The organism is Synechococcus sp. A18-25c, assembly GCF_014280035.1.
Taxonomy (GTDB): Bacteria; Cyanobacteriota; Cyanobacteriia; order PCC-6307; family Cyanobiaceae; genus Synechococcus_C.
In genome coordinates, this window is the sequence record NZ_CP047957.1 from 1729295 (window position 1) to 1750023 (window position 20729).

A 20729-nucleotide genomic window follows, 5' to 3' on the forward strand; every position below is an offset into this window, starting at 1 on the left:
ACAGCGCGGCATTTGCCGATTGGACGTTGCAGGCCTGATTTGAAGGATCAATCAGGCGGCAAGCCTTTACGTCATGACCCAGATGCAATCGCAGGCCACTGAGCCCTGCGCCGTGGATCTCACTGTTTCTGAGCTCCCCGAGTCTCCCCAGGCCGAAAGCGAGTCGGACCTGTTCACCACCGTGATTGAACCCACGGTTGACACCAAGAGCGTCGAATCGAGCAGTTCTGACGCCAAGCAAGACGCTGCTGAAGGATCCGGCTTTGCCGGCTTTGGCTTCAGCGAAGCTCTGCTGAAAACACTCGACGCCAAGGGATACAAGGAACCCTCACCGATTCAAAAGGCAGCCTTCCCCGAGTTGATGTTGGGCCGCGATCTGGTGGGACAGGCCCAGACCGGCACCGGCAAGACCGCCGCATTCGCACTGCCGCTGCTGGAACGGCTGGAAGGCCGCAGCCATGACCCACGGGTGCTGGTGCTAGCCCCGACCCGTGAGCTGGCCATGCAGGTGGCTGATTCCTTCAAGGCCTATGCCGCAGGACATCCTCATCTGAATGTGCTGGCGATCTACGGAGGCTCGGATTTCCGTTCCCAAATTCACGCCCTCAAACGGGGCGTCGACGTGGTGGTCGGCACCCCAGGTCGGGTGATGGACCACATGCGCCAGGGAACCCTCAACACCTCGGGACTGCGCAGCCTGGTGCTGGATGAAGCCGATGAAATGCTGCGCATGGGCTTCATCGACGATGTGGAGTGGATCCTCGATCAGTTGCCCGAAGAGCGTCAGGTGGTGCTGTTCTCGGCCACCATGCCGAACGAAATCCGTCGGCTCTCTAAGCGCTACCTCAGTGAACCAGCTGAGATCACCATCAAAACCAAAGATCGTGAAGCCAGGCGGATTCGGCAACGCTCGATCACGTTGCAGAACGCCCACAAGCTGGAGGCACTCAACCGCGTGCTCGAAGCCGTCACCGGTGAAGGCGTGATCATTTTTGCCCGCACCAAGGCGATCACACTCACCGTGGCGGAATCCTTAGAGGCCGCTGGCCACGACGTCGCGGTTTTGAACGGCGATGTGCCTCAGAACCAACGCGAACGGACCGTGGAACGCTTGCGCAAGGGAACGGTCAACATCCTGGTGGCCACCGACGTGGCAGCCCGTGGACTCGACGTTGATCGCATCGGGTTAGTGATCAACTACGACATGCCCTTCGACAGCGAGGCCTATGTGCATCGCATCGGACGAACGGGGCGTGCCGGACGCACCGGCGAAGCCATCCTGTTCATCACGCCGCGTGAACGTCGCTTCGTCGGCAACCTCGAACGGGCTGTGGGGCAGGCCATCGAACCGATGGACATCCCCAACAACGCCGAAATCAACCAGAGCCGTCTGGACCGTCTGCGCGGTCGCCTCAGTGAGCAGGCCACAGCAGAAGGCAATGAAGAAATGGAGCTGCTCAGGGAATTGGTCCAGCGCGTGGGTCTCGAACATGAGCTGGGCATGGAACAGCTAGCCGTCGCCGCGCTCAAGATGGCTTTGGGCGATCAGCCCCTGCTGGTGCAGGGAGATGAAAGCTGGCTGAAGATGCCGATTCGAGGCGATCGACGCGACGACCGTCGTGGAGATCGTGGCCGTGATCGTCGCCGCATGGATCGTGAGTCCCGTCCTCCGGAAGAGAACATGACCCGCTATCGCGTTGAAGTCGGTCATCGCGACCGGGTCAAGCCCGGCAACCTCGTGGGTGCCATAGCCAACGAATCAGGGCTTCAGGGCCGGATGATCGGGCGCATCCAGATTTTCGACAATCACAGCCTTGTAGACCTGCCCAAGGGAATGCCCGAGGATGTCTATAACTCTCTCCGGCGACTAAAGGTCATGAACCGGGAGCTCCAAATCACCCAAGCCTCCTGAACCCCATGGTCGGCCGCCTTGCGTCGATCAGCGTGGCCCTTGGCCTGCTGATCACACCGTCTTTTCCTGCCAGGGCCACGGAAGGAGAAAATGCCATCACCCGCTTGTGTCTGGCTGGCTTCAATGCCGCCATGGCCCAGGCTGGCAAGACACCGCCGGACGGCATGGGTGATTTCACCTGTGATTGCTTTCTCACACAAGTGAATGAGGGTCGTTCGATCCAAACGGCGCAGGAGACCTGCAAACAGAAAGCAGCTCAGCAATTCAAGATCTGATCCTCCCGAGGGCAAGATCTCTGTGCGAAAGGTCTCCGCGCCAACAGTCACTCGTCAGATCGCCCCCACCACCCCCCTATCGGGCTCCGACAGGGCTGTAGCTTGGATCGGTTCAGCTTCAACGTTCGGCTCTGATCGGCTCGCTCCCCCAGGCTTCAGCTTTTTGGCTTCAGCATCAAGGACTTTCCTTTTCGGACCACGGCTTCACTGATCACACCCCCCTCGGTCCCAATAGGAAATGACCATCTACATCGGCAACCTCTCCTTTCAGGCTGAGCAGGAAGACCTGCTTGACCTGTTCAGCCAGTACGGCGAAGTGAAGAGTGCCAGCCTCCCCCTCGACCGCGAAACCGGTCGCAAGCGTGGTTTCGGCTTCGTCGAAATGAACAGCGACGACGATGAGCAAAAGGCCATCGACGACCTCCAAAACGTGGAGTGGATGGGCCGCATGATCCGCGTGAACAAAGCCACCCCCCGTGAGCGCACCGGTGGCGGTGGCGGCCGCGGTGGCTATGGCGGTGGCGGCGGTCGCGGTGGCGATGGCGGCTACGGCGGCGGTGGTGGAAACCGCTGGTGATCTGATCACCAGGGGGAGTCAGTTCAAAGAGCTGGCTCCTCATTCAACATCGTGTCCGATTGTTCATCACGGCAGAGGGCACGTTGAATCAATCACTCACTCCCGTCCAGAGGTTTGGACTCGACCCGTTCGGGATGTTGCGTGAGAAAAGTGCGACACCAAGCGCGGCGATGGCCTCAAGTCAGATCATGCTGCAAGCGATGCATTGCGTGTGATCGGGCCAACCAACCTCCTCAGCTCCTGATCCCGGCTGACCGCCTGTGACGGAACCAAACAGGGCATGGGCAACACAACGCTTGAATAAAGGCCTGGACAATCAGCGCGGATGCCCCCAGCCAACGGTCAAGCCAAGCCTCCAACCAACGTTCATGCCGCGGGCGTCACAGCCTCACCGCTGAACCGCCTGATACAGCACCTGCGGCCTTACCGACGGCGGGTGTGGCTAGCAGCATCCTGTTCCGTGATCAACAAGGTGTTTGATTTAGCCCCACCGGTGCTGATTGGACTGGCTGTCGACGTGGTGGTGGAACAGGACACCTCCTGGCTCTCGAGACTGGGCGCCACCACGGTGACCAGCCAGCTGATCACACTGGCGGTTCTGTCTTTTCTGGTATGGACAGCGGAATCGCTGTTCGAATACCTCTATGGGATTCTCTGGCGCAATCTGGCCCAGAGCACGCAACACAGCCTGCGGCTGGAGGCCTATGACCATCTCCAGAAGCTGGAGATGGATTTTTTTGAACGGGACAGCAGCGGTCGACTGCTCACGGTGTTGAACGATGACATCAACCAGCTGGAGCGGTTCCTCGATCATGGAGCCAACGAGCTGCTGCATCTGATCACCACCGTGCTGCTGGTGGGCGGCGCTATGACCGTGCTGGCTCCGCAGGTGGCCGTTTTTGCCTTCCTGCCGATTCCGGTGATTCTCTGGGGGTCGCTTCGCTTTCAACGTCAGCTCGCACCGCGATACCGCGATGTACGGCAACGGGCCGGAGACATGGCCAGCCGACTCACCAACAATCTGGGAGGCATGCTCACGATCAAGAGCTTCGCTCGAGAATCCTGGGAGCTTGAACAGCTCAGGCGTGAAAGCGAGGCCTACAGGCAATCCAACCGTCAGGCGATTCGCGTGTCAGCTGCTTTCATTCCACTGATCCGTTTCGCAATTCTGTTTGCCTTCCTGGCGATTCTGCTGATCGGAGGATTGCAAGCCTTCAACGGTGTGATTGCTGTTGGCACCTACAGCTTTTTGGTCTTCATCACCCAGCGTCTGCTCTGGCCGCTAACCACTCTTGGCCGCACCCTGAACGAATACCAGCGCTCCATGGCCTCCACCAATCGGGTGCTCGATCTGATTGACACCCCGGTGCAGATTGCCGGTGGAGATCGGCGCCTCAATCCTCGAGACATTCAGGGAGAGATCCGCTACGAGGCCGTCTGCTTCGCCTATCGAGACCGTCCAGAACTCCTGCAGAACTTCAATCTCAGCATCGCTGCCGGTCACACCATTGGCATCGTGGGCGCCACAGGCTCCGGTAAGAGCTCTTTGGTGAAGTTGCTGCTGAGGCTCTATCCCCTCAACCAAGGCAGAATTCTGTTGGATGGCATCGCCATCGACCAATTGCAGCTTGGCGATCTGCGTCGCGCCATTGCACTGGTGAGCCAAGACATCTACCTCTTCCACGGCAGCGTGGGAGACAACATCGCCTATGGCGCGCCGGATGCATCAGCATCAGCGGTACGCGAAGCGGCACGCCAAGCCGAAGCGCTGGGGTTCATCGAGGCCTTGCCACAAGGATTCGACACGGTGGTGGGAGAACGCGGACAGCGCCTCTCTGGAGGCCAACGTCAGCGCATCGCTTTGGCCAGAGCGATCTTGAAGGATGCGCCAGTGCTGGTGCTCGACGAAGCCACTGCTGCCGTTGACAACGACACCGAGGCGGCCATCCAGCGCTCCTTGATGCACATCACGGAGAACCGCACCACAGTGGTCATTGCCCATCGCCTCAGCACGGTTCGCCACGCTGATCGGATCGTCGTGATGGATCACGGAAGGATCGTCGAAGACGGCACCCATGACCAACTGCTGCATCAGGGCGGCGCCTATGCCGATCTCTGGCGCGTGCAGGCAGGGCTGCGCCGAGATGAAGCACTCACCCTTTGATGATCCAACCGTTGGCAGTGGCAGCACCAGGGCAGGCGTCGCTGGCGCAGCTGATCCATCAACCCCTGGGAACGTTTGCCCTGCTCGTGGCGCTCGCCATGCTGGTGCCCCCTCTCGTCCGGCGCACAGGACTGCCAGACCTGATTGGCCTGCTCTTGGCCGGGATCCTGATGGGACCGGATGTGCTGAACCTGCTGCAGCCTGATGGTGAAACGTTGCAGCTGGTGTCCGACATCGGAGCCATTTATCTGCTGTTCATCGTCGGACTGGAGATCGACCTTGAGGAATTCAATCGCGTGCGCAGCCGATCGCTGACCATCGGCATCCTCCACTTCCTGTTCGGCATGACAACAGGCGGCCTCATCGGTTTTGTCTTTGGCTTCCCACTGGTTCCTTGCCTGCTGATCGGCACCTTGATCGCCTCCCACACACCGTTGGGCTACCCCATCGTTCGCAGTTATGGAGCCCAGCGGGATGAAGCCGTGGTGGTCAGCGTGGGGAGCACCATCCTTACGGACATTGCTTCACTGGTGGTGCTGGCCATTGCTATCGGCCTTGGCAAGCAGACATTTTCCTGGGGGAATCTGATCGGCTTAATCGCCAGCGTAGGGATCTTCGCGCTCACCATTGTCACCGTGATCCGCATCGTCGGACGACACATTTTCAGGCGAAGCATCAATGACGAAAGTCGCATTTTTTTGACGATCCTGCTGATTCTTTTCATTGCCTCATTGGGTGCGGAAGTGGCTGGCGTTGAAAAGGTCGTGGGTGCATTTCTGGCTGGACTTGCCGTGAATTCGGTCTTACCGGAGGGCAAGTCGAAGCAGCAGGTAATCCTGGTTGGCGCGTCATTGTTCATCCCCATCTTTTTCATTCACCTGGGGCTGCTGCTCGATCTGGGCAGCCTGAGCAGCTCGATCACTCACTTCCAGATGCCGCTGTTGATGGTGCTTGGCGTGATCGCCTGCAAGGGTTTGGTCAGCCTGATTGCAGGTCGTGCCTTTGATTACAACGGCAGCCAGACCGTGATGATGTGGTCCCTGGCCATGCCACAAGTTGCAGCAACTCTGGCCACAGCCTTCATCGGATACGAAGCGGGATTCCTCGATCGCACGGTGCTAAATGCCGTGCTCGCGATGATGGTGGTAACGGCAACCCTCGGCCCTCTGCTGACCGCACGCTCCGTGCGACAGCTTGTGGAACCCAACCGTCAGCTGAAAGCAACGCCCCCGAGCGACGAATCATTCGCGATTGGCGATGACAGCTCACTCGCTGTTGTCCAGCGACCGCTGAATATCGTGGTGCCGATTGCCAATCCCACCACAGAGCGAGGACTACTGGATATCGCCTCGCGACTGCTCAGTGGCGGGGCCCAGTCGCAGGGACGCCTGCTGCCCTTGGCACTGGTTTGTCCGAGCCTCGAGGAAGCTCGAGGAGGTGTGAACCACGCCGTGTCATCCGCACGGGAGCGCCTCGCGCAGGCGGCAGTGATCGGTGACCAGCTCAACGTCAAGACTCGCTGTTTGTTGCGCCTGGATGAAGACATTGCCGGAGGCATGAGCCGGAGTGCGCGCGAACAGAGCGCTGACCTGCTCGTGATCGGTGCAGGGCGTCCAGACAAATTCAGGCGCTGGTTCTTCGGCGACCTCGTGGATGGTGTCTGTCGAACAGCGCACTGTCCTGTCGTCGTGGTCAATCTCGCCAACCGCGAGGTTGAGGATCTTCAAAGGATCCTGGTTCCCATCAAAGACCTTTCCGCTAGTGCCCGAGAGCAGTTTGAACTGGCACAGCGTGTGCTGGCCAGCACCTCCCCTGATGCCGGCCTGATCACCTTGCTGCACATTGTTGACCCCCGGTTCAACCGCACGGATCGGGCACGGATCGAGTGGGAACTGAGGCGCTGGCTACCGACCCAAGGCCAGACAACCAGCACCGTGGTCCAACTAGAGCGAGGACCGGGTGTGGAAACGAAGATCGAACGCCGCAGCCGTGATCACGATCTGGTGATTCTGCGATCGCAGAGGCGTCAGGTGGCTGGACTGCCAATCCCGGCCAGTGATCGAACTAGCAACCTGGTTTCACTGCTGGATTGCGCTTCGATGGTGATCAGCGAACCGTTGACATGACCGCAAAGCGGCGTAATCCAATGCTTAAGAAAACGCAAATACTGGGCTAACCTGATTAGATGGACCAAGCGAAAAAAGTTCGCCCAGGAACCCTTCTTCTCTCAGCTGCCATTGGGCTGACTGGGGGGTTTCTGCTGGCCATTCCGCTGAGCCGGTCCTTGACGACAGACGCTGGTGCACCGCCGCTGCTGCCGGTGAGCAATCCTTTTTCCTCCTGGTCTGTATTTGATAGCCGCGAAATTCTCGTGCTCGGTGTCGACGAGGGAGGTGGCAATACCGACGCAATTTTCACCTTGCGTGTGGAAGGGGGGCGTACCTCCATCACGCAGATCCCCAGGGATAGTTACATCAACTCCCAAAGCTTTGGTCCAGTCAAGGCCAATGCTCTCTATGCCTACGGCGGCTTGGACGCGGTCAAATCCGAGCTGTCTCGATTGATGGACCGTCCAATCAATCATCATATTTTGGTCAATCTCAATGGCATCCGAACCCTCAGCGATCTTGTCGGAGGTGTCGAAGTCGACGTGCCCAAACGGTTGTATTACCGCGATAGCAGCCAGGGGCTGCTGATTGATCTGCAGCCAGGGCCGCAGGTGCTTCAAGGTGAAGACCTGGAAGGATTTCTGCGCTGGCGCCACGACGGTGAAGGTGACCTAGGGCGCTTGGCACGCCAGCAACTCGTGCTGAGAAGCCTGTTTGGCTCCATGACCCGACCGGAAAACCTGGTGCGCTTGCCTGCACTGATCCAAGCCGCAGGTCAGAACCTCGACACTGATCTGGGCGCGATGGAACTGGGTGGCCTGATCACCGCCATGGGCATCACAGAACTGGAAACTGAGCGCCTTCCGGCACGCCCCTTCTACAAAGACGGCATCAGCTATCTCGATACGGAATGGCCGGTGTACCAAAACGGTCGCAACGCCAGCGATTCGAGCGGTCAGCGTTACCCGTTCCTGTATTGATCCACCGCCTCGATCCGTGAACGGGAATCTGCTGAGACAGAGCCTCAGGCTTGGGTTGAGCATCCTGATCACCTGTGCGATCGCACAGCACTTTGACCGCATCACCTTTGCCTGGTATCCGCTGCTAGCGGTCACCTTCGTCATCGATGACCAGGACGAGAACAGTTTGCGGGCAGCGCGTGGACGAATTCTGGGGACGATCACCGGCGGCTTGGTCACCTTTCTGGTGCACACGATCATGTCCGGTTGGATCGGCATTCTCGTGAGCCTGCTGATCACCATCCCCCTGCTGCGACGTCTGGGCTGGAGCAACGGACTGTCCACCGCAGTGGTGGTCACGGTGATGTTCCTGAGCATCGATGCGTACACCAAGCTCGATTGGGCCTACGTGTTCAATCGCAGCCTCGACACCCTGGTGGGCATTCTCGTGGCGCTGCTCGTCGGCCGTCTGCTCTGGCCCAAAAACAGGATGACGCGCTTGCAAGCTGTGCATGAGCAACTCCATGCCCTGCTGCACGCTCGCGTGAAGGCCCACAGTCTGGCTTTGCAGGGACAAGCAGCAGCGCCAACACCCATCGCACCAGCCTTGATCACCCGGCTGGTGCTCGAAATGCAAAGCATCATCGCGGTGGAACAAAGTTTGGGGCCACGCCACGTCAGTCGGCTCAATCGACGTCGCTGGCTCCAATGCCTGAGCCTGTGGCGCTGTCAACAGGTGCGCTGGATGCTGGTGGAGCGGCTGATCGAACGACTGCACAAGGACAATGGCGCCAACGAACTCCCGGTGCTGGGTCGCTACCTCGGAGCCGAGCCTCGAAGCCAAGAGCGCCTGAGCCTGGAGTCGGATGACGCTGGACTGTCCCTGGCCCAACGCATCGCCCTCGAGGAACAGGTGACGCGATTCGGCAGGCTGCTGAACAGCCAGCAACGGCTGGATCGAGCTCGGGGACGGTCATGAAATCCTCCTCTGCGACCACCCGACCCTGGTTTGTCCGCTCCGACCTACGTCTTGCATTGGTGACGGGCCTCGGAGCGGCCTTTGGCTTGCTCAGCAGCATTCCCTTCGGTTATTACATCGCTCTCACCACCGGCGCAGTGCTCTCCGGCAGCTATGGGAACTCTCTACGACTGAGCATCCAGCGCTTGCTGGGATCGCTGATGGGAGTGGTCATCGTGGTCATCTTTTCCCGAGGCCTGGAATTGCCACTCCCCCTAGGTATCGGCCTGGCCATGGCCAGCGTGCGCCTGCTCGGTGGAGCCCTGGGTCTGCAGGTGGGTTACAAAGTCGCGGGCAACATCGTGATCATGGGCTGGCTGGTCCACAGCGCCGAAGAAACCACCTGGGGTTTCACCCGACTGTTTTGGACCGCGATCGGCATCCTGATTTCGCTCTGGGCAACCCGCTATGTGTGGCCCAGTGCAGCGATCCCTTCCCTGCACCGCCAGTTCGCTGCGTTCATCGACGAGATCATTCAGGAATTCAGCTTGGAGGTTGATCGCCTGGAAGCAGATGTGCCCACACGACTGTCCATGCGGCAGCGCCGAGAGCGGCGATCTCAGCTACTGGCAAAAATCAGTGCCATGAGAGTGCTTCAGACCACAGCACAAATGGAGCTTGGCGTGAACCCCGAGACGCATCCATTGCATCGGCTCTGGACTGAACTGGACTTGCTGATCTCCCAGCTGATGTCGGTGCTGGACGGCCTGCGCGGCCTGCCGGCTCCAATCCAAGCACCGTCGGCCATCAAGACGCTTCACCAAGAAGAAGCACGAGTGATCAGGCACCAGATCCAGCTGCTGTCGCGCTTGGCCAAAATGCTGCGACAGCTCGATCCAGGCGCACGCCAATCGCTGGATTTGGAGTGCTTGAAGCCGCTGGATCTCACCCTGACAGCCGCGGCCAAACAGATGACCACCAACCTGGAGAATCGCGTCGGCAGCGAAGCCCTCAGCAGCGTGCCGACGGCACGCATGCGGCAGATCGTTCAACGCAGCTCACTGATCCGCCATGGAGCCTCCGTGTTGCATGACTGCCTTCCCGGCATGGCCGGATCGCAGCCTGTCACTGCCAATCGTTGAAGCCCGCCTGTGGCGGCAAGATCAGCGAAATTCGAATGCACCATTACGTCTTGATCCGCTTGCTCATCAAGGGTTCCTTCGTGATTCCTGTGATGGGCATGCTGTGCCAAGTCGTGGCCAAGGCACAAACTCCGATCGATGCGGCACCACGCCTGAACGAAGGCGGCAGCGTGCGCCAGTTGGAGCGCAGTTGGGATCAGTTGAACCAGCAGTTGAACAGTCTGGACACCCTGCTGGGCCCCGCTCCCGCGCTGGAAGCCTCCGATGATCTGCGCAGTCCAGAGCTACCTCGCCGTTTGCTTCGCGCCAATGAACCGGCCAGTGGATCGCTAAGCGACGACCAAAGCCTCCCAGATGCACCTCTGCAATTGCCGAATGCGCAAGAAGCAATCGCCGGACGCATTCGAGCCGTCAGCTTGGAGCAGGCGATCGCCATCGCCTTCCGCAACAACCCAAACCTAGAGATCCAACGCAATCAGATTGCAGCGCAAGCGGCCACGGTGGCTTCGCTGTCGGGGGCTTACTGGCCAACCATCAGTGTATTTGCCGATGTCGAAGGATTCCAGAGCGGCAGCAGCACCTATTCGCCCTACGGCAACAACAACTACGGCTTCGGGCCCATGTTTGTGGCCCAAGGGCAGGGAGAGAACGTCGCGCTTACCAAGAACGGCAACAGTGTCAGTAATCCATCCGCCGGTCCCTTCTATGTGCCCGCTGGCGGGGGCCTCTATGCCGTTGCCAATGGAGTGGATTCCGAAGCAGGACTTCAGCTCAACTATGCCGTGGTCGACTTTGCCCGCACCCCAAGGGTCCGAGCAGCCGAAGCGAGGCTGGAGCAATTCGAACAGCAATACGCCAACCAGCTCCGGGCCCTTCAGCTGGAGGTGAGTGAGGCGTATTACCAGCTGCAGCGTGATGAGCAGTTGGTACGCATCCGCGATGCCGTGGTGCGCACCGACCTCATCGTGCTGGAAGACACCCTCAACCTCAAGCAGGCCGGTCTCGTGCCAAGGGTGGATCTGCTGCGCCGCAGCGCCACCCTGTCAATCGACGAAGAAGCCTTGATTCAGGCGCTGGCAGACCGTGCCATCGCCCGACGCGCGCTCTGGACGGTGATGAATCTTCCATCCGATGTCACGCCAAGCGCAGCGGATGCGATCACCCTGGCGCCAGCCTGGCCCTTAAACCTTGAGCAATCACTGCTCGCGGCCTATGACAGCAATCCAGAGCTGGCTGCAATCCTGGCCACACGGCGGGCTCTAGCCCTGCAACAGGATGAAACGGCAGCACAGCTCCTTCCTCAGCTCAGTCTGTTTGCCTCCGTAGGTGGTCTGGCATCGGTGGAACGACTCTTCGACCTCTCCATCAGTGGAGGCGGATGTTGCGGCTCCACCTTCCTACCCTTGGAACAAGTGGCCGGTTACGACTGGTCCGTCGGACTCGCGTTCAACTGGATGATTTTTAATGCCGGTGCGACGTCTAACGCCATCAAGGCGTTAGCCCTTCAGGAGGAAGCCGCAAGCCAGGCCTATGCAGCGACGCGCAATCAGATTCGTCTTCGCCTGGAGCGCGCCTTTCTCAACCACGAAGCAAGCCTCGCCAAGCTCCTTTCGTCTCGGCGAGCAGTGGGAGCTGGCAAGGAAGCGTTTCGCGACAGCTCATTGCGCTACAAAACGGGCCTGAGCAATGAAGTGGATCTTTCGGTCACGCAGACCCAACTGGTGGAAGCGTTGGTGAACCGCTTAACAGCCACCGTGGACGTGAATGTGACCTACGCCAGGCTGCTACGTGAATTGCTGCCGATGCCGCGGGATCCTGAGCTTGCCGTGCCAACGACAATCACTCTTGAAGGGTTCTCTCCTCAGGAGTTGGGGCGTGATGCCCACCAGCGTTCGACGCGGTAGCCGAAGATCACCAGAAAGACGACCAGCCAGAACCACACCTCCGGTGGATTGGCATTGAGAAGAATCACGAGGAGAACCACTTCTGCAATCAGCCAGGGCAACTCCTGACGCAACAGGGGGCGGAGAGTCATTGAAGGCGCAGAATTACTAAATGGTTCCGGGCTGCCGTAGGAACGGCAGATCCCAGAGTCGATCGATGCGCAGGGTGCGGAAGCCACCGGTGAGCGAGCGCAGACCGGGAATGATGTAAGTAACCGGTGAACGCCACTCCACATAGGCGAAGGTGTCGATGGTGAGTCCGTCCCGGATCGGGAAGACCCCACTGCCATTGGAGAGGGTCCAGCGGTAACCGTCATCGCTGCGTGCATCGCGATCCAGTTCAATCTCAGCGCGCATCACCGGACCGTTTTTGACGAGGGCCTCAGCCAACTGGCTGTTACCGACGGTGGTGGCGATATCCTCCCGGGTCGCCGGAAGGCTGAGCACGCTGCTAACCGTCCCCTCAATCCCACCAAACCGTCCCCGTTGATTCCACAACGGCACCACCTCCACAGGCAACCCGATCGGCAAGCGGCGAGCATCGGCGGGTGGGAAGTAGGCAACAGCCATCAGATCACCACCGGTTTTGCGCTGATCAGTATCGGGGCTGGCACTGCGACCGATAGTGCCGAGGCGGTCACCGGTCTTGACGGTTTGGCCCTGGATAACCTGCAAATCCAGCACAGCACCACTGCGCTCAGCGGTGACGTTGCCATCGAAGGCGATGCGGGCCTCAGTCACGGCGATTTCTCGCTTGAGATCATCGATCTGGAAGCGTCGATCTAGGCGTTCGGTCTCAATCTCCAGCTTGATCTGCTGAAAGGCTGTGATCTCATCCTTTCGCTGGATTTTGATGTCATCCAGCTGAACGCTGGTGGTGGTCAGCCCCTGTTCAGCAGACACCACAGCTCTGGAGAGCGGTGCAACCACTTCGCGTTGGGCCAACCAGCTGAGGTTCTCAACTTTGGTGTTGTAGATCGACTGCAGGTTGGTCAGCCGCTTCTGATCGTCATCCAGCTTGGCGAGCGCCGTGTCAAGAGCCGCCTGGGCTGTCCGAATCCGCAGCGCGTCGCGCGCATCCAGTTCCTCGTTCTGGCGCTCCAACTGACGCAGGTTGCCGTTCTGTTGATCCAGCTGTCGTTCCAGAACAGGGAGATACAGGGTCATCAGCACCTGCCCCTTGCTGACGCGATCGCCCACCTTGGTGTTGATCCGCTGCACCTGCCCGCCCGAACGGGCATTGAGAATCCCGGCATTGTCTGGATAGATCAGAACACCGCGGCCCTCCACCTGCGTGGGAACGGGCCAGAACAGCAGCCAGAACCCGAACAGGCCGCCAACACCCGCCAACGCAACACCAACCTGGTGGTGATCCGAGAGCCCATTCCATCGGCTCTTGAGTCGCGCAACACGGGAGGAGGTGGTCATGGCAGCCATCTTGGAGGGGATGGACAGCCGTTGCCGTTCAGCGGAGGACAGTTCCGATCAACGGTTCGCGATTTAGATCAGCAGCGTGAACGAATGAATCACCGATTCGAACAGACCCTTCACCTTGGGCCAGCGCTCTTCATTGGTGCTCGTCGCCAGCGTGTAAAGGCGACCTCGATCCACCACCACCGTGGCCAGTTCGTGGCGATCACGGTCTTGCAGGTGAACGGCAAATTCGAGGTCGTAGAAGATATGCCCCTCGGAATCCCGCTCACTGGCCTCGATCAGATCAGCATCGCGCCCGCTGCCATCTGGTGCGATCACCTCACGCCGAAGCCGCTCACCGACCGCCACGGCACTCCCGAGACTCTCCAGGTCATCGTCGGCATCGACATCCGAAACGACCAGGCTGACCGTTTCATCACTGTTGATCAGATCGTGGAACACCACCGCAGGGCCTCCGGTGACCGCCACCCGCGTCCAGCCGGTCGGATACAGGAAGGCATAACGGCCATCAGGACTCTTGAACGAGTTCAGACCGGCAGCGGCACCACCACAGGCACTGAGCGTGATGACGCAAAGCAGAACAAGCAGGGACCGGAGCGGACGTCGCAGCATGGAGCGCATGAAGAGAAGGGCCGGATGCCGGCATTCTGCCCGTCCCATCCCCTGCCTAGATTTTCTCCACCTGCCAAAGAGCTCTGAGCGGCTTCACCCGACCCCTGGCTCGGCTGATTGATCAGTTCGAGCGATTGCCGGGGATCGGTCCCCGCACCGCCCAACGACTGGCCCTGCATCTGCTGCGGCAGCCGGAAGAACAGATCCGCAGCTTTGCGGACGCACTCCTGGCAGCACGGACCCAGGTGGGCCAATGCCAGACCTGTTTTCATCTCAGCGCCGACCCCACCTGCGAGATCTGCCGAAACCCCGAACGCTCCAATGGTCAGATTTGCGTGGTGGCCGATTCTCGCGATCTGCTCGCCCTGGAACGCACCCGAGAATTCAGTGGGCGCTATCACGTACTGGGTGGCCTGATCTCACCGATGGATGGCATCGGACCGGATCTTCTCCAGATCAGCAGCCTGGTGAAACGGGTTGCCGACGACAACATCGAAGAAGTCATTCTGGCCCTGACCCCCAGCGTCGAAGGCGACACCACCAGCCTGTATGTCGCCCGGCTGCTGAAGCCTTTCACACGGGTTAGCCGGATCGCTTACGGCTTACCGGTGGGAAGCGAGCTGGAATACGCCGACGACGTCACCCTCAGCCGGGCCCTGGAAGGACGACGGGTTGTGGAATGAGCCAGTACTCCGCTATCCCACCCAAGGAACGCCTGCCGGAATGGCTGCGCCGCCCGCTGGGCGATGCCTCAGCAATGGAACGGGTACAACAGCTGGTGAAGCGCAATGGCTTGCACACCATTTGCGAGGAAGGCCGCTGTCCGAACCGGGGCGAGTGCTACGCAGCAGGCACAGCCACGTTTTTGCTTGGGGGGGCGATCTGCACCCGCAGCTGCGCGTTCTGCCAGGTGGACAAAGGCCAAGCTCCGGAGCCCATCAACACGCACGAACCGAAGCGCGTCGCTGATGCTGTCATCGCCATGAACCTGCGCTACGTGGTGCTCACCGCCGTAGCTCGCGATGATCTTGACGACCATGGCGCGTCGCTGTTCACCTCCGCCATGGCAGCGATTCGGGAACGCAACCCACTGATCGACATCGAGGTGCTGACACCCGATTTCTGGGGGGGACATGCCGATCATGCGGCAGCCGTCTCCGCCCAGCGGCAGCGCTTGGAGACCGTGCTGAAGGCTGAGCCGGTGTGTTTCAACCACAACCTGGAGACCGTGCAGCGTCTCCAGGGGATCGTGCGCCGCGGGGCCACCTACGCGCGCTCGCTCGCTCTGCTGGCAGCGTCACGCGCCTTGGCACCCCACATCCCGACCAAAAGCGGGCTCATGCTGGGTCTCGGGGAGACGCGCGATGAAGTGATCGCGACGATGCGCGATCTCAGGGCCGTGGACTGCCAACGCGTGACGCTCGGCCAATACCTGCGTCCATCCCTAGCCCATTTGCCCGTCGATCGTTACTGGCATCCCGACGAATTTGACGAGCTAGGGGCCATCGCCCGGGAGCTGGGCTTTGCGGTGGTGCGCAGCGGACCGCTGGTGCGCAGCAGCTATCACGCAGCGAGCTGACGCCAGCGATCCAGAGCCCGCGTCTGCACCCGTTCGCAACTGCCGACCATGAGAGCGCCAGCACCGCCCCAGACCATGCGCAGGGGCAGATCCCAGAGCGCAGCCTGCACATCACGGACGGGCTCGAAACCGCGTTGTTGGAAATACCGCACCAGACGACGATGCTGGCGCTCGTCATCGCGTATGGCCAGCAGCCTGGCCCTGCGGCAAGGCGTGACCTCTAAGGCCCAAGCCATCGTTGCGGCCCAGATCAGATCACCACAACCCGCAGGTGCTCCCGGAAGCACCCGCATGGTGTCGAGCTGCAAACCATTGGCACCGCTGTAAGCCCAGGCCTTCATCTCCCCTAGCAATTGCAAGCTCTGAGGCAGTGATCGGGCCACCACCAGTCGCAGGCTCCACAGACCCAGCGGGCGTCCGACTTGGAGTCGTAGCAGCAGGTCGCGCTCACGCGCTTCCTTCTCCAATTGATCCAACATCAGCGTTCGGTGGCGGGGTAGGGACACGCAGCAGTCACCGCTGTCAGCGGTAGAGGGCCATAGAGATGGGGAAACAGTTCACCGCTGGGAATGGCATCAGCGCGCAGAGGTGCCGCAAGCGCATTCGGATCAATGGTGAGCAGCATCACCGATCCAGCATCGGCATAAAACCGTTCATAGGTGGCCGCCACCTGCTCCTGCCAGGAGAGATGCATGAATCCCACTTGGTCGACGGCTAGTCCTCGGGTTGAGATCGCGTAGACCCCCGACCGCTGAGCTGCTTGCCAGTCCTCGGCGAGTGCCAAATGGAACAAGGGCTGATCGGTCGGAACCGCAACGGCATCAGCGGGGAAATGCGGCTGAAGGCCTCCCGGATCCCAGGGATCAGCACGCTGCATCAAACGCTCAAAAAGCGGATCCGCGAGGATGCGCTCCAACCACTGGCGCAAAGGATCCAACGACGCATCGCCATCAAAGGCATCAGGATCCGCAATCCGCCATTGACGCACAAAGGGCCAAAGCGCCGCATCCGCCAGCGAACAACGAGCATCGAGCAACCAGCCACCACGGGCTTGAATCCGATCAGACCAGCCGCGAAGAATGGCGAGACCCGCTTGACAGTGCTCCTGCTTGGATTCGCCCGAGTAGCGTTCGGTGTATTTAAAACGATCGAGATGGTGCTTAAACGCGCCATCGTTCAAGCCGATCAACTCCTGGATCTGGCGTTGATCCTCGACGCAGTTCCGGCGACGCCAATCACATGGATCGGCCTGAGCGAAAGCCCACTCCATCACCCCAAGACTTTCGTCGATGACGGTGCCATCGGCGAGCGCCAGCACCGGAACGGTTCCCTTAGGAGAGAGAGCGAGCATCTGAGCTGGCTTGGCCTTGAGCGCCACTTCCCGCCATTGCACAATGATGCCGGCCTGCAGCAGCGACCAGCGGGCGCGCATGGCATAGGGACAACGCCGAAAGCTGTAAAGCACAGGAGCGGCTGTCATCCCCGGGCCTCATCCAACTGCCGCTGACGCATGGCAAAACGCGCGCGATCCGCGTCCGTAAATCGATCCTGGCAGTGAAGACACTGAACACCACGCACGTAGCTCTCCAGTTGCCGTTGAGCAGGCGTCAACGGCAGACCGCAGGCATGACACAGCCGATGCTCACCAGGCGCGAGCTGATGATTGACCGCAACACGTTGATCAAACACAAAGCATTCACCCTGCCAGCGGCTCTGGTCCTCCGGCACCTGTTCGAGGTAATTGAGGATTCCGCCCTTGAGATGATGGACCTCAGGAAAACCCCGTTGCTGCAAAAAACTGCTCGCCTTCTCGCAACGAATGCCACCGGTGCAAAACATGGCAATGCGTGCCGGTGAGGTCTGCTCCACCAGCGGACGCAGGTCGCTTTCGACCCAATCAGGGAAGTCGCGGAAACTCTCAGTCCCCGGATCCAGAGAACCGGTGAAGCTGCCAATCGCCACCTCGTAACGGTTGCGAGTGTCAATCACGAGGGTCTTGGGATCATCGACCAGGGCATTCCAATCGCTGGGCTCCACATAGGTGCCAACGCTTTGACGAGGATCCGCACAGGGTTCGCCAAGAGTGACGATCTCCCGCTTGCGACGCGCCTTGAAACGACGGAACACCTGCTTCGGACTACGACTGCGCTTCACCTGCAGACGCTCGAAATGCTCCTCTCCCAGGCAGAGATCGGCATACAACCGATCCAGCATGACCTGCACCCCGACATCCGGGCCACTGATGGTGCCATTGACCCCCTCCGGAGCAATCAGAATCGATCCGACCACATCAGCGCGGCGTGCCATCAGCGGCAGATCCGTTAGCAACGCCTCCAGCCGCTGCGAATCGAGGGGCGTGAAGGCGTAGAACGCAGCCACCAGAAACGGTGCTGCCTCCTGGGAGGCCGTCATGCGGCTGCCGTCTCCTGCCAGCGCGCCTGAACACCGGCCGCCTCCAGCAGAGCACGATCGGCCTCCACAGCTGGATTGCCCGTTGTGAGCAGTGTGTCGCCGTAAAAGATGGAATCCGCCCCGGCCTGAAGGCAGAGAATTTGGGCCTCGCGGTTCAACTGTTCACGGCCGGCGCTGAGACGCACACGGCTAAAGGGCATCAGGATGCGTGTCACGGCCACCATTCGAACCAGCTCCAATGGATCGACCGAAGGAAGCGATTCCAGCGGGGTTCCCTCCACCGCCACCAGTCCATTGATCGGCACGCTCTCGGGATGCGGGTCGATGCAGGCCAGCACCTGCAGCATCGAGGCACGATCCTTGAGCGATTCGCCCATGCCGATGATGCCTCCGCAGCAGAGTGTCACCCCGGCACGACGCACCCGTTGGAGCGTCTCCAGCCGCTCCTGGTAGGTGCGGGTGGTGATGATTTGGTCGTAGTGCTCCGGACTGGTGTCGAGATTGTGGTTGTAAGCCGTCAGACCAGCTTCAGCTAGGCGTTCAGCCTGGTCGTCGGTGAGCATTCCAGCGGTGACACAGGCTTCCAAGCCCAGTTGCCGCACACCGCGCACCATCTTCAACATCGACTCAAATGCCGGCCCCTCACGGATCTCCCGCCAGGCCCAACCCATGCAGAACCGATCGGCTCCGGCATCAGCAGCAGCCCGTGCGCGATCGAGAACGGCTTGGACTTCCAGATCCGGCTGGCCGGTCACATCACTGCTGTGGTGCATTGACTGAGGGCAGTAAGCGCAGTCCTCCTCGCAGCCACCGGTTTTCACGCTGAGCAGAGAGGCCAGCTGCACCCGATACCCCGGATTGGCAGCGCGATGCACACCCTGGGCACGCCAGAGCAGGTCCATCAGGGGGAGTTTTAGGAGGGCTTCGATCTCCTCCAGCCTCCAGTCATGGCGTAGGTCCACCGTGTCCGTCATCGAACCAGCCACCGCTGCTGCAGCCTTCAGGATCCCAGAGCGTGGGTTTCGACCGCCTGCACCCCCCCGAATCGACGCTGACGTCCTTGGTAATCCTCAATGGCAGAGCGCAGGGCCTCTGCATCGAAGTCAGGCCAGAACAGGTCCGTCACATGAATCTCGGCATAGGCCAGCTGCCAGAGAAGAAAATTACTGATGCGGCGCTCACCGCTGGTGCGGATCAACAAATCGGGATCTCGCTCACCTGCAGTGAACAACTCAGCCGCCAGGGCCTGTTCATCGATTTGACACGGCAACAACTCACCGTTGGCGACGCGTTCCGCCAGTCGCTGACTGGCACGCACCAGCTCACGACGGCCGCCGTAATTGGTGCAAACGTTGAAGTGAATTCCCTTGTTGCCAGCTGTGCGCTCCGTGGCATCGGCAATCAGGGCTTGCAGCTTGGCAGGAAGAGCGTCGAGGTCTCCGAGGAACCGAATCCGCACCTGCTCGCGTTCCAGAGCCTGCAACTCACGCTGCAGCACGCTTTCGAACAACGTCATCAGAAAGTTCACCTCATCGCCAGGCCTCGACCAGTTTTCAGTGGAGAAGGCATAGGCGGTTAGAGCCTCAACCCCCCAGTCGCTGCAGAGCCTGAGCGTTGACTTCAAGGCCTCCACACCGGCCCGGTGACCCATCACGCGCGGAAGACCTCGGGATTGGGCCCAACGGCCATTGCCATCCATGATCACGGCCACGTGGGCTGGAATCCGAAGGGGATCAAGTCCTTGCGGACAGCACCGTGACGTGGGTTGTTCCGTACTGACGGCCAGATGACGGCTCAAGGCAAGGATTCCTGAGTGCCAGAGCTCACGCTACGACCAGATGGTGATTTCACCGGCGCCGATGACACAGAAGAGGCGATCAGTTCCGTCAGCAGATCCTGCAAACGTGAGCTGGTGATTGGTCGTTCCAGACGCCCCTGGTTGGCCAACGAGAGGGTTCCGGTCTCCTCAGAGATCACCACACAGATGCAGCGGTCGAAGCGTTCGGTGATGCCGAGCGCTGCCAGATGACGGGTGCCATAGCGACTGATCCCCTGCCGCGACAGGGGGAGGATCACCCCCGCCGAGACGATTCGGTTGCCCTTGATCACCACCGCTCCATCGTGCAGCGGCGTGTCAGACGCAAACAGGTTGAGGAGTAGTTCACTACTCAATTGCGCATCGATTGTGATGCCGGGATTGAGAAAGTCCTCAGGCCTGAGGTCGCTGCCGAGATCAACCACGATCAGCGCTCCGCGACGCGTTTTGGACAGTCGTCCGGCCGCATCGGTGAGCTGCGCCACCGTGCTGGCCGTCGAGCGCATCTTGCTCTGAGGATTGCCGAGCAAGACGGCCAGACGGCCCGTGCCGAGCAACTCCATTAGCCGTCGCAGCTCGCCTTGCCACAAAATGGCCAGGGAAAGGGAGCAAGCGAGCACCAACGCATCAATCAGTGTTGATGTGAGCGGAAGATTGAAAAAGCGTTTGACGAACCACGCCAACGCCACCAGGAACAAATATCCGCGCAGCAGCCAAAGCGTTCGCTGCTCATTGACACGCGTGAACAGTAAAAATCCGAAAAGCGAGGCGCAGAGAACGTCGAAAAGCAGGCGCAGTTGCAACAACGCCAACACGTTCCATCACACCCCGAAGTCTC

Annotated in this window: 20 protein-coding genes; 11 read left to right on the top strand and 9 right to left on the bottom strand. The window is 60.2% G+C overall.

Features of this window, described 5'->3' with window-relative positions; all coding sequences use genetic code 11:
* Window positions 1-73 precede the first annotated feature (73 nt).
* From SynA1825c_RS09600 to SynA1825c_RS09640, 9 genes are all read left to right on the top strand, one after another.
* Window positions 74-1912: a DEAD/DEAH box helicase gene (locus SynA1825c_RS09600; protein WP_186469089.1), complete on the top strand. Its 1839-nt coding sequence runs from the start codon at window positions 74-76 to the stop codon at window positions 1910-1912.
* A gap of 5 nt (window positions 1913-1917) precedes the next feature.
* The gene (locus SynA1825c_RS09605; protein WP_186469090.1) at window positions 1918-2187 is read left to right on the top strand and encodes a hypothetical protein; all 270 of its coding nucleotides are present in this window, start codon (window positions 1918-1920) and stop codon (window positions 2185-2187) included.
* Window positions 2188-2425: 238 nt separating this feature from the next.
* Window positions 2426-2764, top strand: coding sequence for an RNA-binding protein (locus SynA1825c_RS09610; protein WP_186469091.1), 339 nt, complete (start codon window positions 2426-2428; stop codon window positions 2762-2764).
* A gap of 325 nt (window positions 2765-3089) precedes the next feature.
* The gene (locus SynA1825c_RS09615) at window positions 3090-4928 is read left to right on the top strand and encodes an ABC transporter ATP-binding protein (protein WP_186469092.1); all 1839 of its coding nucleotides are present in this window, start codon (window positions 3090-3092) and stop codon (window positions 4926-4928) included.
* Window positions 4928-7054, top strand: coding sequence for a cation:proton antiporter (locus SynA1825c_RS09620; protein WP_186469093.1), 2127 nt, complete (start codon window positions 4928-4930; stop codon window positions 7052-7054). The genes SynA1825c_RS09615 and SynA1825c_RS09620 overlap by 1 nt, the downstream gene beginning before the upstream one ends.
* A gap of 59 nt (window positions 7055-7113) precedes the next feature.
* Window positions 7114-8016 (top strand): LCP family protein, encoded by a 903-nt coding sequence (locus tag SynA1825c_RS09625; protein WP_186469094.1) that lies wholly within the window; start codon window positions 7114-7116, stop codon window positions 8014-8016.
* A gap of 16 nt (window positions 8017-8032) precedes the next feature.
* Complete coding sequence (locus tag SynA1825c_RS09630) at window positions 8033-8974, top strand: aromatic acid exporter family protein (RefSeq protein WP_186469095.1); 942 nt, start codon at window positions 8033-8035, stop codon at window positions 8972-8974.
* On the top strand, window positions 8971-10095 hold the full coding sequence (locus tag SynA1825c_RS09635) for an FUSC family protein (RefSeq protein WP_186469096.1): 1125 nt from the start codon (window positions 8971-8973) through the stop codon (window positions 10093-10095). The genes SynA1825c_RS09630 and SynA1825c_RS09635 overlap by 4 nt, the downstream gene beginning before the upstream one ends.
* The gene (locus tag SynA1825c_RS09640; RefSeq protein ID WP_255478353.1) at window positions 10092-11999 is read left to right on the top strand and encodes a TolC family protein; all 1908 of its coding nucleotides are present in this window, start codon (window positions 10092-10094) and stop codon (window positions 11997-11999) included. Before SynA1825c_RS09635 ends, SynA1825c_RS09640 begins: the two co-directional genes overlap by 4 nt.
* Here the strand turns inward: SynA1825c_RS09640 and SynA1825c_RS09645 are convergent.
* The 3 genes from SynA1825c_RS09645 to psbP form a co-directional block, all read right to left on the bottom strand.
* Window positions 11957-12130 carry a hypothetical protein gene (locus SynA1825c_RS09645; protein ID WP_186469097.1) on the bottom strand — a complete coding sequence of 58 codons (174 nt, stop codon included), beginning with the start codon at window positions 12128-12130 and terminating at the stop codon, window positions 11957-11959. The two genes, SynA1825c_RS09640 and SynA1825c_RS09645, sit on opposite strands and share 43 nt — an antisense overlap.
* Window positions 12131-12146: 16 nt before the next feature.
* A complete protein-coding gene (locus SynA1825c_RS09650) occupies window positions 12147-13466 on the bottom strand; it encodes an NHLP bacteriocin system secretion protein (protein WP_186469098.1) in 1320 nt (439 codons plus the stop codon).
* Window positions 13467-13538: 72 nt separating this feature from the next.
* The gene (gene psbP / locus SynA1825c_RS09655) at window positions 13539-14093 is read right to left on the bottom strand and encodes a photosystem II reaction center PsbP (protein WP_186469099.1); all 555 of its coding nucleotides are present in this window, start codon (window positions 14091-14093) and stop codon (window positions 13539-13541) included.
* Window positions 14094-14197: 104 nt separating this feature from the next.
* Between psbP and recR the strand changes: the two genes are divergently transcribed.
* Complete coding sequence (recR, locus tag SynA1825c_RS09660) at window positions 14198-14767, top strand: recombination mediator RecR (protein WP_304623068.1); 570 nt, start codon at window positions 14198-14200, stop codon at window positions 14765-14767.
* Window positions 14764-15663: a lipoyl synthase gene (gene lipA / locus SynA1825c_RS09665; RefSeq protein ID WP_186469100.1), complete on the top strand. Its 900-nt coding sequence runs from the start codon at window positions 14764-14766 to the stop codon at window positions 15661-15663. Before recR ends, lipA begins: the two co-directional genes overlap by 4 nt.
* Here the strand turns inward: lipA and SynA1825c_RS09670 are convergent.
* From SynA1825c_RS09670 to cdaA, 6 genes are read right to left on the bottom strand one after another with little or no spacing between them, the layout of a single operon-like run.
* Window positions 15648-16142 carry a hypothetical protein gene (locus SynA1825c_RS09670; RefSeq protein WP_186471158.1) on the bottom strand — a complete coding sequence of 165 codons (495 nt, stop codon included), beginning with the start codon at window positions 16140-16142 and terminating at the stop codon, window positions 15648-15650. The genes lipA and SynA1825c_RS09670 overlap by 16 nt on opposite strands.
* The gene (locus SynA1825c_RS09675; protein WP_186469101.1) at window positions 16142-17143 is read right to left on the bottom strand and encodes a DUF952 domain-containing protein; all 1002 of its coding nucleotides are present in this window, start codon (window positions 17141-17143) and stop codon (window positions 16142-16144) included. The genes SynA1825c_RS09670 and SynA1825c_RS09675 overlap by 1 nt, the downstream gene beginning before the upstream one ends.
* A complete protein-coding gene (locus SynA1825c_RS09680) occupies window positions 17140-18075 on the bottom strand; it encodes a rhodanese-related sulfurtransferase (protein ID WP_186469102.1) in 936 nt (311 codons plus the stop codon). The genes SynA1825c_RS09675 and SynA1825c_RS09680 overlap by 4 nt, the downstream gene beginning before the upstream one ends.
* Entirely contained in the window at window positions 18072-19049 is a 978-nt protein-coding gene (gene bioB / locus SynA1825c_RS09685) for a biotin synthase BioB (RefSeq protein ID WP_186469103.1), read from the bottom strand. The genes SynA1825c_RS09680 and bioB overlap by 4 nt, the downstream gene beginning before the upstream one ends.
* A 26-nt stretch (window positions 19050-19075) precedes the next feature.
* Window positions 19076-19873: an isoprenyl transferase gene (locus tag SynA1825c_RS09690; RefSeq protein ID WP_186469104.1), complete on the bottom strand. Its 798-nt coding sequence runs from the start codon at window positions 19871-19873 to the stop codon at window positions 19076-19078.
* Window positions 19870-20703 (bottom strand): diadenylate cyclase CdaA, encoded by an 834-nt coding sequence (cdaA, locus tag SynA1825c_RS09695; protein WP_186469105.1) that lies wholly within the window; start codon window positions 20701-20703, stop codon window positions 19870-19872. Before cdaA ends, SynA1825c_RS09690 begins: the two co-directional genes overlap by 4 nt.
* Between the last annotated feature and the right edge of the window lie 26 nt (window positions 20704-20729).

Coding starts and splice junctions, on each gene's coding strand:
- SynA1825c_RS09600 (WP_186469089.1), top strand. CDS start 74: ATGACCCAGATGCAATCGCAGGCCACTGAGCCCTGCGCCGTGGATCTC.
- SynA1825c_RS09605 (WP_186469090.1), top strand. CDS start 1,918: ATGGTCGGCCGCCTTGCGTCGATCAGCGTGGCCCTTGGCCTGCTGATC.
- SynA1825c_RS09610 (WP_186469091.1), top strand. CDS start 2,426: ATGACCATCTACATCGGCAACCTCTCCTTTCAGGCTGAGCAGGAAGAC.
- SynA1825c_RS09615 (WP_186469092.1), top strand. CDS start 3,090: ATGCCCCCAGCCAACGGTCAAGCCAAGCCTCCAACCAACGTTCATGCC.
- SynA1825c_RS09620 (WP_186469093.1), top strand. CDS start 4,928: ATGATCCAACCGTTGGCAGTGGCAGCACCAGGGCAGGCGTCGCTGGCG.
- SynA1825c_RS09625 (WP_186469094.1), top strand. CDS start 7,114: ATGGACCAAGCGAAAAAAGTTCGCCCAGGAACCCTTCTTCTCTCAGCT.
- SynA1825c_RS09635 (WP_186469096.1), top strand. CDS start 8,971: ATGAAATCCTCCTCTGCGACCACCCGACCCTGGTTTGTCCGCTCCGAC.
- SynA1825c_RS09645 (WP_186469097.1), bottom strand. CDS start 12,130: ATGACTCTCCGCCCCCTGTTGCGTCAGGAGTTGCCCTGGCTGATTGCA.
- SynA1825c_RS09650 (WP_186469098.1), bottom strand. CDS start 13,466: ATGACCACCTCCTCCCGTGTTGCGCGACTCAAGAGCCGATGGAATGGG.
- psbP (WP_186469099.1), bottom strand. CDS start 14,093: ATGCGCTCCATGCTGCGACGTCCGCTCCGGTCCCTGCTTGTTCTGCTT.
- lipA (WP_186469100.1), top strand. CDS start 14,764: ATGAGCCAGTACTCCGCTATCCCACCCAAGGAACGCCTGCCGGAATGG.
- SynA1825c_RS09670 (WP_186471158.1), bottom strand. CDS start 16,142: ATGTTGGATCAATTGGAGAAGGAAGCGCGTGAGCGCGACCTGCTGCTA.
- SynA1825c_RS09675 (WP_186469101.1), bottom strand. CDS start 17,143: ATGACAGCCGCTCCTGTGCTTTACAGCTTTCGGCGTTGTCCCTATGCC.
- SynA1825c_RS09680 (WP_186469102.1), bottom strand. CDS start 18,075: ATGACGGCCTCCCAGGAGGCAGCACCGTTTCTGGTGGCTGCGTTCTAC.
- bioB (WP_186469103.1), bottom strand. CDS start 19,049: ATGACGGACACGGTGGACCTACGCCATGACTGGAGGCTGGAGGAGATC.